Below are 14885 nucleotides of genomic sequence, written 5' to 3'. Positions count from 1 at the left end.
GACTCTAACACTGGCTGTTTATTTCCAGTAATTATCCGCCCAATAATCTCTTTGGTCTGGCATTAAAAAGGTCCAAGCGACAAAACGACTAACCTTTTGACCTTGGGCCATTTCAACCGTTTTCACTTCCTTAGCACCCACTAGCTTTAACTTGCGGTATATACCCGTTAAGTTCGCTTGTTTAGAGACTAAACTGGTAAACCAATAACATTGCTCACCAAAGTCGACGCTCTGAGTAATCATGTCATTAATAAAGCGCTCTTCCCCACCTTCACACCAAAGTTCATTATCTTGGCCACCAAAGTTAAGACCTTGTTTAGATGGCACTTGTTTACCTTGGTTTAGACCTTTCCACTTACGCTGGGACTCAGCCTGCATTTTTGCATTAGAGCTATGAAAAGGAGGGTTACATAATGTCAGATCAAAGCGTTCATCCGCTTTCCAAATACCTTCAAACATTTGTCGATTAGACGTCTGTAAACGACAATCGATATTGCCATTGAGACATTTGTTCGAAGCCACTATGGCATTAGCGGTATCTATTGCGACCTTGTTAATATCACTTCCAACAAACTGCCACTGATATTCCCTATGACCAATAATAGGGTAAACACAGTTAGCACCGACACCCACATCCAAGGCTTTTATTCCCTTGCCTCTAGGTATTTCACCTTGATTACTCGTAGCAAGAAGATCAGCTAGGTGGTGAATATAATCAGCACGACCAGGAATAGGTGGGCACAAGTAACCTTCTGGGATATCCCAAAAGCTGACACCATAAAAATGATTCAAAAGGGCGCGATTAAGTGCCTTTACCGCTTTAGCATCCGCAAAATCTATCGACTCATTACCAAACTTATTGGTTCTGATAAAAGGCGCGAGCTCTGCACTAGAGTCTGCCAATAGTGCAAAATCATACCTCGCCCTATGGGGGTTACGAGGATGCAACTCTAGCTTCTGATTACGAGAACCACGTTTTGGCTGATGTTTAGCTTTGGTCATAAAGGCATCAATAACAATAAGAAAGGCCTAGTATACCCCATCACCAGTCTCTCTGGCAGGTTATAAAAAATACACAGCTCAAGGCCCTTAATTTTGTTCCAATCTCACAAGCCCAACCCAAATCAACAAAAACCCTTAACAGTTAAAAACTATTAGCCTTATTTATAAAATTTTAGTTTTTGACAAGGCATTTTAAGCCGACACCCTCTAAACTTAGGTTTAGGACAACTCTTACATATCAAGCTCTAAAAGGAGAAACAGTGTATGAAAGAGACATTGCAAATACGAGATATCATGTCTAGAGATGCTTATTATGTGACTCAGCAGACTAGCATCAACGACCTTATCCAAGGTCTTTCAAGACATAAATTATCGGGCGCGCCGGTGGCTGACAAATACGGTAATCTGATTGGGTTTGTATCAGAGCAGGATGTGTTGCCACAACTTCTACAGAATGCCTATTATTGCAACCAGCCCAATTCAATCGAGTCTGTCATGCAAACGGATGTGCTAACGGTAAAGCCAAGTGATACTGTGATGACTTTGGCAAAAATGATGTTAGATAGAAAGCCAAAAGTGTATCCCGTCGTAGAAGATAGACGCATTATTGGCATAGTGACTAGGCACCAAATAGCGGTCGCTTTAATTGAAAGCCAAAAGAATTGTGTGCCTGTCTAGACCATCAAGGTCTTCTTGGCTTTAGGCAATCAAACTAGCCAAAAAGGCCAAAGGGTTAAGCCCAGTACAAAGACGATGGCAACTAGGGTAAAGCCAAACTCAACCGGATTATGGCGGCATTGTCGCCATAAGGAAGGCAGCAGTCTCATATCAGGCATATTGGCTTGATAGGCTTCTCGCCTTTCTTTTTGATCCGCTTCAATTAGCGCTCTGGCCTTATCAAAGTCTTCATTATTGCGAATCCAAATGGCCGCTAATGAAATTTGCCAGCGACCTGCTGTGGTTTCATAAAACTCAATTTCATTCTCCATAAGCAACTGACGAATGTCATTCGCTTCATCCTCTTCCACATATTTTAGCGAGAAGATTATTTTGGCCATGCTGGAGATTCCTTCGACTGAGTTCTAAGGCGCACATAATAAGCAAAAGCCCCTGATAAAGGTATCTCTAAACATTCAATAGCAAAGGAAAAACATAAAAAAGGCCCATAGAGCAAACACTATGGGCCTTTGAAACACGTCTCTATTATTTTAGTAAGGCTTCAACCCCATCCGCATAGGCTTGATCCGCTTTGGCAAATTGCGCCAACATACGGGATTGAATCGACTCATTGGCTTGAGATAAACCACCAGCAATATTGTTTGTTAGCTGCGCTTTTTGATCATCACTCATCAAACGGAACAAGTCTCCAGCTTGAGTGTAATAGTCTTCTTCATCTTGGCTATGAGCCCCTATCCAAGCATCTTCAAGCACTGGCATCATAGGCGCTTGTATACTGGCGTTTGGCTTAGGTTCATTTGCTCTATCATTAGGATAGAAGTTCACCTCTGGTTGTGAACCATGACCATAAGGACAAGCGCTCGCTCCTGCATTGACACCCGCATAAGCCCCATCTCTTTGGTAATGGTTAACCGGACACTTAGGTGCATTAACCGGGATATGACTCGCATGCGCACCCACACGATATCTATGAGCATCTTGATAAGCTAATAATCTTGCCTGTAGCATTTTATCTGGAGAAGCCCCTATGCCAGGCACCAGATTACTTGGTGCAAACGTCGCTTGCTCTGTCTCAGCAAAATAGTTATCAACATTACGATTAAGCTCTAGTTTACCGACTTCGATCAAGGGCACATCAGCATGTGGCCACACTTTGGTCAGGTCAAAAGGATTAATGGCAAAGTTAGCCGCTTGGCGCTCTGTCATCACCTGCAGCTTGACCGTCCAACTAGGAAAGTCACCACTATCTATCGCTTCAACGAGGTCTTGCTGAGCACCATGGGCAGGTTTTAAAGCCGCCTCTTCTGCGGTTAAAGTTTTAACCCCTTGATCCGTTTTTAAGTGCCATTTAACCCAAACTCTTTCCCCATCTTGATTCCAAAAACTTAAGGTATGAGAGCCAAAGCCATGCATGTGTCTAAGGCTGGCTGGAATACCTCGATCCGACATTAGTATCGTCATCTGATGTAAAGATTGAGGGTGGCTTGCCCAGAACTCAAACATGTTAGCTGGGCTAGGCAAGTTCGTTCTGGCATCTTTTTTCTGTGAATGAACAAAATCAGGAAACTTAATCGGATCATTCAAAAAGAACACAGGCGTATTATTCCCAACTAGGTCAAAGTTACCTTCTTGGGTGTAAAACTTAACGGCAAAACCTCTAGGGTCGCGAGCATAATCTGACGAATCTTGGCCACCGCCCACTGTCGAGAAGCGAACAAATACAGGAGTTTGCTGACCTTCGCTTTGCAGGAAGTTTGCTATGGTTAAATCCGTAAGGCTTTTATTTAACGTGAAGGTACCATAAGCACCTGTACCACGGGCATGAACGACACGTTCCGGTAATCTTTCACGGTTAAAGTGCGCTAGCTTTTCAAACAAATAGTGGTTGTCGAAAGTTAACGGGCCACGGGCACCTACGCTAATGCTGTTATTATCATCTGCCACTGGCGCACCATTAGCAGAGGTTAGCTGTACATTTTGAGATTTATTATCTTGCATCTTGATTCCCACCTTATAGAAACGTTAATCCGCTGTAGCAAACCAGATAAGCCCTGATACGCTGCGACAACGTCACTATAAGATGAGAGATAAAATAGATAAAATTAATTATACAAATACATTCAATAGCAAAAAACTAACAACAACAAATAGCCATTAACTAAAAGCTCGTTTTTAACGACGAGCTAAAGGTTTCAGAGTATTCAGCCCTTAGCTTTGCCTTTTGTACCTTACCCATAGTATTCCGCGGTAACTCATCCAAAAATAAGATAGATTTAGGTCGTTTATAAGCAGCTAAAGATGTGTTGCACAGCGCCCTTATTCCCGCTTCGTCTTGGCTATTACCTTTAGCGACAACGATAGCCACAACCACCTCACCAAAGTCTGTGTGAGGCACGCCAATCACAGCACTTTCAAGCACAGATTCATGTTCATCAATCACAAGCTCAACTTCCTTAGGATAAACATTGTAACCACCAGAAATGATCAAATCTTTAGAGCGACCCACTATGGTCAAATAAGCATCCTCATCAAGGCAGCCAAGATCACCTGTGATAAACCAACCATCCGGTCGTACCTCTTCGGCGGTTTTTTCAGGCATCTGCCAATAGCCGGTAAATAAGTTAGGGCCTCTTACTTCTATTTGCCCCACCTCGCCATTAACCAAGCTCAAACTTGTTTCTGGGTCCGTTATTTTCACTTCGACTCCTGATAAAGCCTGCCCTACCGTACCAGGGCGTCGCTCACCGTCATAAGGATTAGAAGTATTCATATTGGTTTCTGTCATACCATATCTTTCTAAGATGGCGTGCCCTGTTTTTTGCTGCCAAGCCTGATGAGTTTCCGCTAATAAAGGAGCAGAGCCAGAGACGAAAAGACGCATATTAGCGACCCTGCCTTTAGTTAGTTCAGCATGCTTTAACAAGCGTACATAAAAGGTTGGAACCCCCATTAAGACACTCGCTTTAGGCAGACACGCCACAATGTCATCAAGATCAAATCGCCTTAAAAAGTACAAAGAAGAGCCGGCACACAAGGTAATATTTAAGGCGACAAATAAGCCGTGGATGTGAAAGATAGGCAAAGCATGGATCAAACGATCTTGCGGGCTAAACTGCCAATGTTCGACTAAAGTTTGCGCATTTGCGGCCAATGCCCCATGAGATAACATGGCTCCTTTAGAACGGCCTGTCGTGCCAGAAGTATACAAGATGGCCGCAAGGTCATTTGCCTCTCTTGGCACTGCATCAAACCCAGCGCTTTCTGATTCTCTTCGTTCAAACAAGGTCCCAGCCAAACCAGAGGCATCAAGTGTCAATAACGCCTTTACCTTAGCACGAGAGGCTATTGGGTCCATGGCCTGTTTAGCGTCTTGATCACAGACAAATACCTTAGGGCTGGCATCCGTTAAAAAGTACTCAACCTCGGTTATTGTATAGTCGGTATTTAAAGGAAGAAAAACACCGCCGGCTAAAATACAGCCTAGATACAGTTCAACAGTGGTGATGGATTTTCCCACCTGTACTGCGACTCTATCACCTGGCTCAACACCGGCTTTAATTAAGGCCTTCGCTGTTTTTTCGGCATTGGCAAACAAAGCCCTATAAGTCACTTCTTCGCCCGATTTAAGATAAGCAAAAATGGCGTCATCTTGCTTTAATGATGCCGAACGCAAAATACTTGCTAAGTAATTCGAATGATACAAGGTTCTCTCCATTAATCTGCGTTACCTAAACGTTTCACCTCTGACGACGCACTCACTATGCCTTCACATAAGAAAGCCTCATGGTTCTTCTCGATATAATCTAAATCATACTCATAGTTCACCATCACGCCCCAAGAGTTCGCCTGTCCCCGCTTAGATGGATCAGCCCAAACATTAATCTGCTGTAATCTAGCACCATTTCCTAAATGAAAGTTAGACACTGGGTCATAAGGTCTGCCTTTTTTATTTTTCGCTTCTAATAAGAAACGCGCCGCCAAGTGGGAAACAGAAGCCTTTTGTTGTGTCATAAAATCAAGGTCAAACAGTGTTTCTTGCTGATCCAATGTCTCAATCAAATCTTTATATTGTTCAGTCAATTCATCATCAGAGTGAGCCCAGCGCCTTAAGCCAGGAACAGGTGACATGGTGACAAAACGCTTAAGCTCTGGCAGTTCACGTTTTAATTCTTCCACTACCTGCTTAATTAAGAAGTTACCAAAGGAAATCCCTCTCAAGCCTGCCTGACAATTTGAAATGGAATAAAATACCGCCGTACTGGCTTCTTGTGGCATCAAGTTATCTCTTTCTTCCGCGAGAATCGTACCTATGGTGTCTGGCATATCCGAGGTTAAGGCGACCTCAACAAAGATCAGCGGCTCATTCACTAAAGAAGGATGAAAGAAGGCATAAAGCCGCCTATCTTGCGCTGCGACACGGCGCCGTAAATCATCCCAGCCCTGTATCTCGTGTACAGCTTCATAAGCAATGATCTTTTCTAGAATATTGGCAGAGGTTGACCAATCAATTCTTTCTAAGCGTAAAAAACCACGATTAAACCAAGAGGAGAATAAGTGACGTATATCTTTATCTAAAGCTGCTAGAGTTGGCTCTTCTTTCATATGTCGAATCAGATCTTCACGCATACGTACTAAAGCGGCTGTGCCGCCTGGAGCTAGATTTAAACGCCTGACTAATTCTTGCGATCTAGGCTCTGAAGCAAAGTGAATATTACGAGTACGTTCATCATCTGGATTTTCTTGCCAAGCTTCTAGCGCGGCTTTAAGAGTCGCTTGATCAACGCCAAACTCTTGGCAAATAGTCTGAAAGAAAGCCAGCTTTTGTGTTTGGTCTAACGCTTTAAAGTCATCAAGAATTTCTTTAGAACGGGCAAGCCCTGTGGCTTCCCCTAAGTTTGATAGCAGGGCTTCACACTTTTGCGTAAGTGTTTGCTCATTTGCCTGATTATTATCTAACATGGCACTGCCGATTTCAGTCACTCTCGAGACTAAATCTTCAATCATATTACTCCAACGTGGCATAAGCCTTACCCCTTGTTCAAACAATTTATCCTCTTACCTGAGTTTAACGGATTGTGCCGCTAACTTAACTAGAAGTTAACACGTCATCATAAATATTGATTATCACACTTATTAAACCGTGAAAAAGATTAAGGAAAGCGCCTAGAGAACCTGACTAACCCTTTGTTATAGCCAGTAATTTAGCGGGCATATTAGTGAAACTTAATTAGGGTTATACTCATTATTCTTCTATTGAGATAAACAAGGTTGCTTGTGACAAACTCAACAAAAAAAATTGCCATCTTTGTCGATGTTCAAAACATCTATTACACCTCAAGGCACACCTTCGCGAAGCATTTCAACTATCAAAAATTTTGGGATGAGATAGCTGCCCAAGGAGATATCGTTGCGGCTTACGCCTATGCCATAGACAGGGGCGATACCAAGCAAGCTCAGTTTCAGCAGATCCTTCGTGGCATCGGTTTTGAGGTAAAGTTAAAGCCCTTTATTCAGCGCCGCGATGGTTCTGCAAAGGGTGATTGGGATGTCGGTATTACTATTGATGTGCTCGCTGCTGCACCAGATGTAGATATTATCGTCTTGGCCTCTGGCGATGGTGACTTTGCCTTATTACTCGATGCAGCGAGAGAAAAGCACCAATGCCAAAGTCATGTTTATGGGGTTGATAAACTGACCGCTGCAGGCCTGATTGATTCATGCGATTACTATCGTCAAATCAACAGCAGCCTCTTAATGTGAGAAGAAGGTAAGGCGAAAATCGATCTCGTTTCCTCACAAAATGGCCTATTATTGAAATTAGCCAATCATGTTTTAATGCCGTCATTTTATAGGGGCTTATCTTATGTCGAACCATGAAAAGATTAACTATGTCGAATTACCTGCAAAGGATTTAGCCGTCACAAGAACTTTCTTCTCGACGCTCTTTAATTGGTCTTTTACCGATTACGGCCCTGAGTACACCGCCTTTTCAGATACAAGCGCAGGACTGAACGGCGGCTTTTTTAGGTCAGATCTTGCTAGCAATAGCCAGCATGGCGGTGCCTTGATTGTGCTTTATAGTGAAGACTTAGAAGAAACGCTGGAAAAAATAGACGCCTTTGAAAGTGGCAGTATCAATAAAGACATTTTTCATTTCCCTGGTGGCCGTCGTTTCCATTTTTTAGACCCTAATGGTAATGAGTTTGCGGTTTGGTCTGACATTGGCATCGAAGTCGCTTAACCCCTAATCACCTGATTAAGCTCTGATCTTATGTTATTTATACTGAACCATGCTCATTAACACTTTATGAGCTGATTTCGCTCACTTGTCGATAAATACTTTAATCGGGTAAACTTCGCTTCCATTTAGGGATCCTGTTCCACCTAGGGAGCCTGTTTTATCGACAAGAGAACCCCATGACTGCCCCTAAACTTGCCTATCAAAACAAACTCAAGCAATCTGATTTTATCGCGGACACAGCGCAACAAGAGGCACTTGAAGCACTCGAAGTTCGATATTGGCAGATCATAGAATCGTTAAAGCAAGCAGACCAAACTAGCCAAGTACAAAGTCCCGACACGCAAGCCGGCGCTCAGCTAGATTCCCAAAAGCCTTTGGTACCAATACAAGGCTTGTATATGTGGGGAGATGTGGGCCGAGGCAAAACCTTTTTGATGGATATTTTTTATCAAGGTTTACCCGAGCAAGGTAAGCTACGATTGCATTTTCACCACTTTATGGCTCATGTCCATAAGGAGATGCGAGCAATTAGCGGCCAATCTGACCCGCTACTTCAAGTTGCTGATAAACTCGCAAAGCAATATCAGATTATTTGTTTTGATGAGTTTTTTGTTTCGGATATTGCTGATGCCATGATTCTGGGCCAGCTTTTTAAAGGTTTGTTTGATCATGGGGTAACCTTAGTCGCCACCTCCAACATTCCCATCAATCGACTCTATTGGGAAGGCGTACAACGCCAGCAATTTGAGCAAACTATCGCGTTACTAGAAAACCATTGTCAGCAGATCAACCTACAAGGTAATGAAGACCATAGGTTGCGCCATCTTGACCAAGCTAAAACCTATTTTGTAAACGATGAAATCGACTTCTCGGCACTCTTTGCACAGCTCAATCAACAGCCTGATAGTCTGATTGAAAAACAGCAAAGTATCAGTATCTGCAATCGCCCTATTCCCACAGTACAACATGCTAAAAAGATAGTTTGGTTTGACTTTAATAGCTTATGTAATAGCCCTAGATCGCAACTAGACTATATCGAAATTGCCGATAAATATGACACCATCATGCTCTCTGGTGTACCTGCTCTTGGTGGCGAAGTTAGCGAACAGATTAAAGCCAGAGGCACAGAAGATGGTAGCTTTGAACCAAACCAAACCAGTGAAAGAAAGATTTCTTTTGCGCCAGAAGATGACTCGGCTCGCCGTTTTATCAGCCTAATTGACGAACTTTATGATTGCCATAAAACCCTCTATTTAATGGCAGAGGTTCCTTTGGATGAACTCTATCATGGTGGTGCATTAAGCTTCGAATTTCGCCGTGCTATTAGCCGCCTAGTCGAAATGCAAAGTAAACAATACCTTTCTAATCAGACATAAATAGACACAGACGTCTTCGTCTTTACCATGGAGCAGGCATACTTGAATCTGCTCCGTGACATAATTTAGCCATTAAACTGACACATTTTTGTCACCTCCCACCGCTAGCCTAAAGATTCGTCTTTTTCGATAGTGCTAGGAGCATGACAGTGATTCAAGTTGAACAGATTTTAGAAACTAGAAATCCTTACTTGTTATCTAAGTCCCCTTTACTGAAAAGTTCAGCGGTCAGTATTTTGAAACAACTGCTCCATCAAGATGAAGTCAACGCCTTTCTCGATGAACACAAAGAGGCTTCGGGTTTTGAGTTTATCGATAAGGTACTAGAGCACTTTAATTTTGCTTATCAAGTTAGCCAATTAGATAGACCAAATATTCCAGCAACAGGTCGAGTGCTTATCATAGCGAACCACCCATTAGGTGCCTTAGATGGGCTCGCGTTGGTTAAACTGATTAGCGAAATCAGACCCGATGTTAAAATCATTGCCAATGACCTCTTAGCCGCGTTTGATGCTCTAAAGCCCTTGGTTTTACCTGTAAATAACATGGAAGGCAAAGCGGGTAGAAAGCAGATACAAGAGATAATGCAAAGCCTGCATAATGACGAAGCCGTTATCATGTTTCCCGCAGGGGAAGTATCACGTTTATCGGGTCGAGGCATTCAAGATACTAAGTGGAACCAGAGTTACTTAAAGCTCGCTCAAAAAACGAATAGCCCTATCTTGCCGGTACACATCAGCGGCCGTAACTCATTCTTGTTTTATACCAGTTCCTTGCTGTATCGACCTTTATCGACCATACAACTGGCAAACGAGATGTTTAAGCAAGAGAATCGCAGCATCAACTTTAAGATAGGTCAGGCGATTGAGATTCAGCAGCTCGCTGGTCTTCCTATCTCAATTAAAGAAAAGAACAAACTGGTTAAACGCCATTTATATCGTATAGCCAAAGGGAAAAAGCCCTTATTACAAACCCAAAAAACCATCGCTCACCCTCAAAGTAGACAACAGATTAAACAAGAATTAAAGCAGGCTGAACTGCTAGGAAAAAGTAATGATGGCAAACTCATTTACCTTTTTGACTACCACTCTCAATCAGCCACTATGCAAGAAATTGGTCGCCTCAGAGAGATATCCTTTCGCCAAGTAGGGGAAGGTACAGGCGAAGCCTACGACCTAGATGACTATGACAAAATCTACCGACATTTGGTGTTATGGGATGATGAGGAATTAGAAATTGTTGGAGCTTACCGCATTGGTGAAACAGCACGTTATTTGGAAGAGGGTTTAGAGCACAGCATATATAGCGCTGAACTATTCAACTATGACAAAAAAATGGCCCCTTATTTTGTCCAAGGCATAGAATTGGGTCGCAGTTTTGTACAACCTAAATACTGGGGAAAACGTAGTTTAGATTACCTCTGGTATGGCATTGGCGCTTATTTAAACCAACACCCAAATATACGTTATTTGTTTGGCCCTGTGAGTTTAAGCAATCACTATCCGACTTTTGCCAAGGACCTGATCGTCAGTTTTTATCAACGCCATTTCATGGATAATGAAAAGCTTGCGCATTCATTTACGCCTTATCATATTAGTCATGAAAATAAGGCCGTAATAGATACGTTATTCAAAGGTGAATCCTACAAGGAAGATTTCACCACATTAAAAGAGCAGCTCAAGCATTTAAATGCCGTCGTTCCAACTCTGTATAAGCAATACAGTGAAATTTGCAAAGAAGGTGGTGTGAGGTTTTTAGATTTTGGGGTGGACGCTGAATTTGGCTATTGCATTGATGGTCTAGTGTTAGTCGATATCAATATGATCAAAGCCAGTAAAAATCAGAGGTACAGAGGCGAAAAATAAGCCTCTGTTGTGCTGTTAGGTTGGCCCGATATCTTCTGTCGGGCTTTTTTCTTGGGCTAGCTCATCTTGCTCAACCTTTTTGATCACGCGCTTGTAGACCACATAAACAGCCAACTTAATAACGATTAAAACAGCAACAACTGTATAAGCAATACTTTCAGGATCCATGACCATCTCCTCTAAACAGATGCCTTAAACATAAGATAAATTTATCTTTGAAACATTGATCTATAACAGAAAAAGCTAATATAAGATTAACACTGACTGAATCGGGTTAAAATAACTTCAAATCGCTTGACGCAAATTACCAAATCATTACGTACTGTCGAGTTATTCGATTTTAACATAATTGCTATTATCAGAGCTTATTGGGAAGCTGGATTATTAATGTTTAAGCTGGTGAAAAAAATAACAATTAAAGTGAGACAAAATGAAAGCGGATTTACTTATTCAAGTCGTGCTGCCAGCAGCCCTATTTATCATAATGCTAGGTATGGGTCTGACACTAAAGCCTATTGATTTCAAGCTGGTTGTCGCAAAACCCAAGGCCGTATTATTAGGCGCGTTAGCACAAATGCTAATGCTCCCCATACTGGCCTATCTCATTATTCTAAGCCTCAATATCCAAGGCCCTTTAGCATTAGGCTTGATGATTCTGGCTCTATGTCCTGGCGGCACTACCTCAAACTTATATACTTATCTCGCCAAAGGGGATGTGGCCTTATCCGTTACACTCACTTCTGTGGTTAGTCTGATTGCACCTTTTAGCGTGCCCTTCGTGCTACTTATTTTTATGGACTTATTGTTAGGCAGTGGCGAAGAAGTCAGCCTACCTGTGCTTAAAACGGTTATTCAACTGCTTGTGATTACAGTATTACCCATTTGTTTAGGCATGCTAATTTATCGTGCTAAACCCAAGTTTGCGATAGCCGCTGAAAAGTTTGTCAAAATATTCTCAGTCGCCTTTTTACTATTAATTGTGGCGGGAATTGTCGCGAAAAACATTAACCATATGGGCACTTACTTCGCACAAATGGGGCTTGCAACCTTACTACTTAATGTTATCTGCATGCTATTGGGCTTTACCTTGGCAAGACTGGCAAAACTCAACTTCGCACAGCAAAAGTCCATTGCCATAGAGGTTGGTTTTCAAAATGGTACCTTAGCCATAGTTATCGCTCTCACCTTGTTAGAGAACACGGAAATGGCCATCGCTGCTACCTGTTACTCATTACTCATGTTTGTCACAGGTGCTGTCTTCACCTTTGTTCTTGGCCGTTTCAACGGGTCTGAAACACCCAAACTAGCCAGTTAATAATCCTTTGCATTGGCTAGCTCAAGAGGATGGTAAGTATTCCACTTGTCGTCCTCATTGCCTTATTTGTGGGCAATCAAACCAAAGCTCAGTCTTTTTGCCCCAGTTTTTGCAATTTCTTTTAAACAAGAAAAATGCTCAGCGCTGCTTTTCTATTATCAATTCCCCACTATCATAATATTGTCCCTAATCTGTCACATTGACTAGATACCATCGATAAGGATTGCCTTTATCTGGCGCGAGAATTGCAGTAAAAAATCTAGGTATTTCTTGTTTTGTCACGACATGGAGTTAAGCATGATTGAAAAAAAATATTTAAAAAGTAAGCCTGTTTGCAAAGTAAAGTTCGCCCTGAGTAAAGAGCAGGTAGCCGATGCGAAAAGCATAACGCTAGTGGGTGAGTTTAATAATTGGGATGAGGCTGCCACACCAATGCGCAAACAAAAGTCAGGCGTCTTTGCCTCCACCATAGATTTAGCCGTTGATCAGACTTACCAATTTCGTTACCTGATAGATGGTAATATCTGGCTTAATGATGACAAGGCAGACGGTTATGTGGCCAGCCAAGTCAGCCATGAATCCAACTGCGTTGTTAATGTCTAACGCACAAATTGGCTGTCTTAAAATCAAACCCAGAGCGTTTGCCTCTTAGCTGCCTAAGAAGACATAAATAAAGACCACCTTTTGACATATCAATAGGTGGTTTTTTTGTGCCATTAAAAGGTTAATCTGAATGACAAAATTACGACCTAAGCTTAGCTATTAACACCAAGATTTAAACTGGAATTTCTTGCAGGACTTACCTAAAGCCAAAAACCGTGTACAATGTTTTTATTAAATGAGCGTTTAACAAAAGATATTTTTCTTAAAAATAGTCTAACGTAAAACGTATCTAACCTATTTTTGTCGACTCGCAAGCTTTCGTCAGGAGATTTTTATGACAACTCAGCAACAGTATATTCACGGTCAGTATCAAGCCTCTACTAGTGGCGAAACCTTCGATACGATCAACCCAGCCACTGGCGAAGTTATCGCAAGTGTCGAACTTGCTTTAGCTGCGGAGCTTGAAGCGGCTGTTGAATCAGCAAAAGCGGGCCAAAAAGTTTGGGCGGCGATGAGCGCAGTAGAACGTGGCCGTATCCTAAAGCGTGCTGCTGAACTGTTACGCGAGAATAACGAAGAGTTGGCTAAGCTAGAAGTGCTAGACACAGGCAAGCCAATGCAAGAAGCAAACTGTGTTGATATTTTAAGTGGTGCAGATGTTATCGAATATTACGCAGGCCTTTGCGACAAGATCCAAGGTGAATACCAAGACCTAGGCGACGGCAACTTTTTCTACACCCGCCGTGAAGCACTAGGTGTATGTGCCGGCATTGGTGCTTGGAACTACCCGATTCAAATCGCTTGTTGGAAATCAGGCCCAGCTCTTGCTGCAGGTAATGCGATGATTTTCAAACCATCTGAAGAAACGCCTTTAACCGCTCTTAAGCTCGCAGAAATCTATACCCAAGCAGGCTTGCCTGATGGCGTATTTAACGTGCTTCAAGGGGATGCTAGAACAGGGCAACTTATTACAGCTCATCCAGGCATTTCGAAAGTGTCTTTCACAGGTGAATGTGGCACAGGTAAAAAAGTCATGACCTCTGCAGCACAAACATTGAAGCAGGTCACCATGGAATTAGGTGGCAAATCACCTATGATTATCTTCCCTGATACCGCGGTAGATGTGGCTGTTTCTGGTGCAATGTTGGCAAACTTCTACACCCAAGGTGAAGTCTGTACTAATGGTACCCGTGTCTTTGTTCACGAAGATATGATGGAAGCGTTCAAAGCTGAGCTAAAAGAACGTACAGAAAAAATGATCATTGGCGACCCTCAAGACCTTGATACTCAGGTAGGCGCTTTGATTTCTAAAGATCACATGCACAAGGTGCTAGGTTTTATTGATGCCGCTAAAGATGCTGGCGCAACCCTGCTTTGTGGTGGCCATCAAGTCACAGAGAATGGCCTTGATAAAGGTGCTTTTGTTGCACCTACCGTATTTGTTGATTGCACAGATGACATGCCACAAGTTAAAGACGAGATCTTTGGCCCTGTCATGTCTGTTTTATCTTTTAAAGACGAAGACGAAGTCATCGCCCGTGCCAACGATACTAAATATGGTTTGGCTGCTGGTGTCTTTACCAAAGACTTTAGCCGTGCTCACCGTGTTATTGCGCAACTAGAAGCAGGTATCTGCTGGATCAATAACTGGGGCGCGTCACCTGCAGAAATGCCAGTGGGTGGTTATAAAGAGTCAGGGATTGGCCGTGAAAATGGCGTAGAAACACTGCACCATTACACTCAGGTTAAGAGTGTGTATGTCACATTAGAAGACATTGAGTCTCCTTACTAAGTAGCACATCCAC

At 42.5% G+C, this 14885-nt stretch carries 14 protein-coding genes; 8 read left to right on the top strand and 6 right to left on the bottom strand.

The features are described from left to right. Window positions 1-18: 18 nt before the first annotated feature. On the bottom strand, window positions 19-1002 hold the full coding sequence (gene rlmF / locus Q0A08_RS17600) for a 23S rRNA (adenine(1618)-N(6))-methyltransferase RlmF (protein ID WP_438462774.1): 984 nt from the start codon (window positions 1000-1002) through the stop codon (window positions 19-21). A gap of 264 nt (window positions 1003-1266) precedes the next feature. Between rlmF and Q0A08_RS17595 the strand changes: the two genes are divergently transcribed. Next, complete coding sequence (locus tag Q0A08_RS17595) at window positions 1267-1680, top strand: CBS domain-containing protein (protein ID WP_438462773.1); 414 nt, start codon at window positions 1267-1269, stop codon at window positions 1678-1680. Between the two features lie 29 nt (window positions 1681-1709). Here the strand turns inward: Q0A08_RS17595 and Q0A08_RS17590 are convergent, their stop codons facing one another. The 4 genes from Q0A08_RS17590 to Q0A08_RS17575 all read right to left on the bottom strand — a co-directional run bounded on the left by Q0A08_RS17590 (window position 1710) and on the right by Q0A08_RS17575 (window position 6702). Then, on the bottom strand, window positions 1710-2060 hold the full coding sequence (locus tag Q0A08_RS17590; protein ID WP_046016076.1) for a DUF6164 family protein: 351 nt from the start codon (window positions 2058-2060) through the stop codon (window positions 1710-1712). A 145-nt stretch (window positions 2061-2205) separates the two neighbouring features. After that, window positions 2206-3678, bottom strand: coding sequence for a catalase (locus Q0A08_RS17585; RefSeq protein WP_438462772.1), 1473 nt, complete (start codon window positions 3676-3678; stop codon window positions 2206-2208). A gap of 160 nt (window positions 3679-3838) precedes the next feature. Continuing rightward, window positions 3839-5383, bottom strand: coding sequence for a malonate--CoA ligase (locus tag Q0A08_RS17580; protein ID WP_438462771.1), 1545 nt, complete (start codon window positions 5381-5383; stop codon window positions 3839-3841). Window positions 5384-5394: 11 nt separating this feature from the next. After that, on the bottom strand, window positions 5395-6702 hold the full coding sequence (locus tag Q0A08_RS17575) for a malonyl-CoA decarboxylase (protein WP_438462770.1): 1308 nt from the start codon (window positions 6700-6702) through the stop codon (window positions 5395-5397). Window positions 6703-6948: 246 nt separating this feature from the next. On the opposite strand from Q0A08_RS17575, the gene Q0A08_RS17570 reads away from it, so the two are divergent. The 4 genes from Q0A08_RS17570 to Q0A08_RS17555 all read left to right on the top strand — a co-directional run bounded on the left by Q0A08_RS17570 (window position 6949) and on the right by Q0A08_RS17555 (window position 11162). Further along, complete coding sequence (locus Q0A08_RS17570) at window positions 6949-7440, top strand: LabA-like NYN domain-containing protein (RefSeq protein WP_046015989.1); 492 nt, start codon at window positions 6949-6951, stop codon at window positions 7438-7440. A gap of 103 nt (window positions 7441-7543) precedes the next feature. Next, window positions 7544-7921, top strand: a complete 378-nt coding sequence (locus Q0A08_RS17565) for a VOC family protein (protein WP_438462768.1) — start codon at window positions 7544-7546, stop codon at window positions 7919-7921. 176 nt (window positions 7922-8097) lie between these two features. Continuing rightward, entirely contained in the window at window positions 8098-9297 is a 1200-nt protein-coding gene (gene zapE / locus Q0A08_RS17560) for a cell division protein ZapE (protein WP_438462767.1), read from the top strand. A gap of 143 nt (window positions 9298-9440) precedes the next feature. Continuing rightward, window positions 9441-11162, top strand: coding sequence for a lysophospholipid acyltransferase family protein (locus tag Q0A08_RS17555; protein WP_438462766.1), 1722 nt, complete (start codon window positions 9441-9443; stop codon window positions 11160-11162). Between the two features lie 15 nt (window positions 11163-11177). On the opposite strand, the gene Q0A08_RS17550 is transcribed toward Q0A08_RS17555, so the two are convergent. Further along, window positions 11178-11330 carry a hypothetical protein gene (locus tag Q0A08_RS17550; protein ID WP_438462765.1) on the bottom strand — a complete coding sequence of 51 codons (153 nt, stop codon included), beginning with the start codon at window positions 11328-11330 and terminating at the stop codon, window positions 11178-11180. A 262-nt stretch (window positions 11331-11592) separates the two neighbouring features. On the opposite strand from Q0A08_RS17550, the gene Q0A08_RS17545 reads away from it, so the two are divergent. From Q0A08_RS17545 to betB, 3 genes are all read left to right on the top strand, one after another. Next, on the top strand, window positions 11593-12477 hold the full coding sequence (locus Q0A08_RS17545) for a bile acid:sodium symporter family protein (protein WP_438462764.1): 885 nt from the start codon (window positions 11593-11595) through the stop codon (window positions 12475-12477). Between the two features lie 297 nt (window positions 12478-12774). Continuing rightward, window positions 12775-13080 carry an isoamylase early set domain-containing protein gene (locus tag Q0A08_RS17540; RefSeq protein ID WP_438462763.1) on the top strand — a complete coding sequence of 102 codons (306 nt, stop codon included), beginning with the start codon at window positions 12775-12777 and terminating at the stop codon, window positions 13078-13080. A 334-nt stretch (window positions 13081-13414) separates the two neighbouring features. After that, window positions 13415-14872: a betaine-aldehyde dehydrogenase gene (betB, locus tag Q0A08_RS17535; RefSeq protein WP_438462762.1), complete on the top strand. Its 1458-nt coding sequence runs from the start codon at window positions 13415-13417 to the stop codon at window positions 14870-14872. The last annotated feature ends 13 nt before the right edge of the window (window positions 14873-14885 follow it).

This window comes from Marinomonas sp. PE14-40, from assembly GCF_051623805.1.
Taxonomy (GTDB): domain Bacteria; phylum Pseudomonadota; class Gammaproteobacteria; order Pseudomonadales; family Marinomonadaceae; genus Marinomonas.
This window is presented reverse-complemented; position numbering and strand designations above follow the sequence as displayed.

Bases quoted from the DNA above. Each gene is read 5' to 3' on its own strand.
- Q0A08_RS17550 (WP_438462765.1), bottom strand. From the start codon at position 11,330: ATGGATCCTGAAAGTATTGCTTATACAGTTGTTGCTGTTTTAATCGTT.
- Q0A08_RS17585 (WP_438462772.1), bottom strand. From the start codon at position 3,678: ATGCAAGATAATAAATCTCAAAATGTACAGCTAACCTCTGCTAATGGT.
- Q0A08_RS17565 (WP_438462768.1), top strand. From the start codon at position 7,544: ATGTCGAACCATGAAAAGATTAACTATGTCGAATTACCTGCAAAGGAT.
- Q0A08_RS17590 (WP_046016076.1), bottom strand. From the start codon at position 2,060: ATGGCCAAAATAATCTTCTCGCTAAAATATGTGGAAGAGGATGAAGCG.
- Q0A08_RS17595 (WP_438462773.1), top strand. From the start codon at position 1,267: ATGAAAGAGACATTGCAAATACGAGATATCATGTCTAGAGATGCTTAT.
- Q0A08_RS17545 (WP_438462764.1), top strand. From the start codon at position 11,593: ATGAAAGCGGATTTACTTATTCAAGTCGTGCTGCCAGCAGCCCTATTT.
- Q0A08_RS17555 (WP_438462766.1), top strand. From the start codon at position 9,441: ATGACAGTGATTCAAGTTGAACAGATTTTAGAAACTAGAAATCCTTAC.
- rlmF (WP_438462774.1), bottom strand. From the start codon at position 1,002: ATGACCAAAGCTAAACATCAGCCAAAACGTGGTTCTCGTAATCAGAAG.
- betB (WP_438462762.1), top strand. From the start codon at position 13,415: ATGACAACTCAGCAACAGTATATTCACGGTCAGTATCAAGCCTCTACT.
- Q0A08_RS17575 (WP_438462770.1), bottom strand. From the start codon at position 6,702: ATGCCACGTTGGAGTAATATGATTGAAGATTTAGTCTCGAGAGTGACT.
- Q0A08_RS17540 (WP_438462763.1), top strand. From the start codon at position 12,775: ATGATTGAAAAAAAATATTTAAAAAGTAAGCCTGTTTGCAAAGTAAAG.
- zapE (WP_438462767.1), top strand. From the start codon at position 8,098: ATGACTGCCCCTAAACTTGCCTATCAAAACAAACTCAAGCAATCTGAT.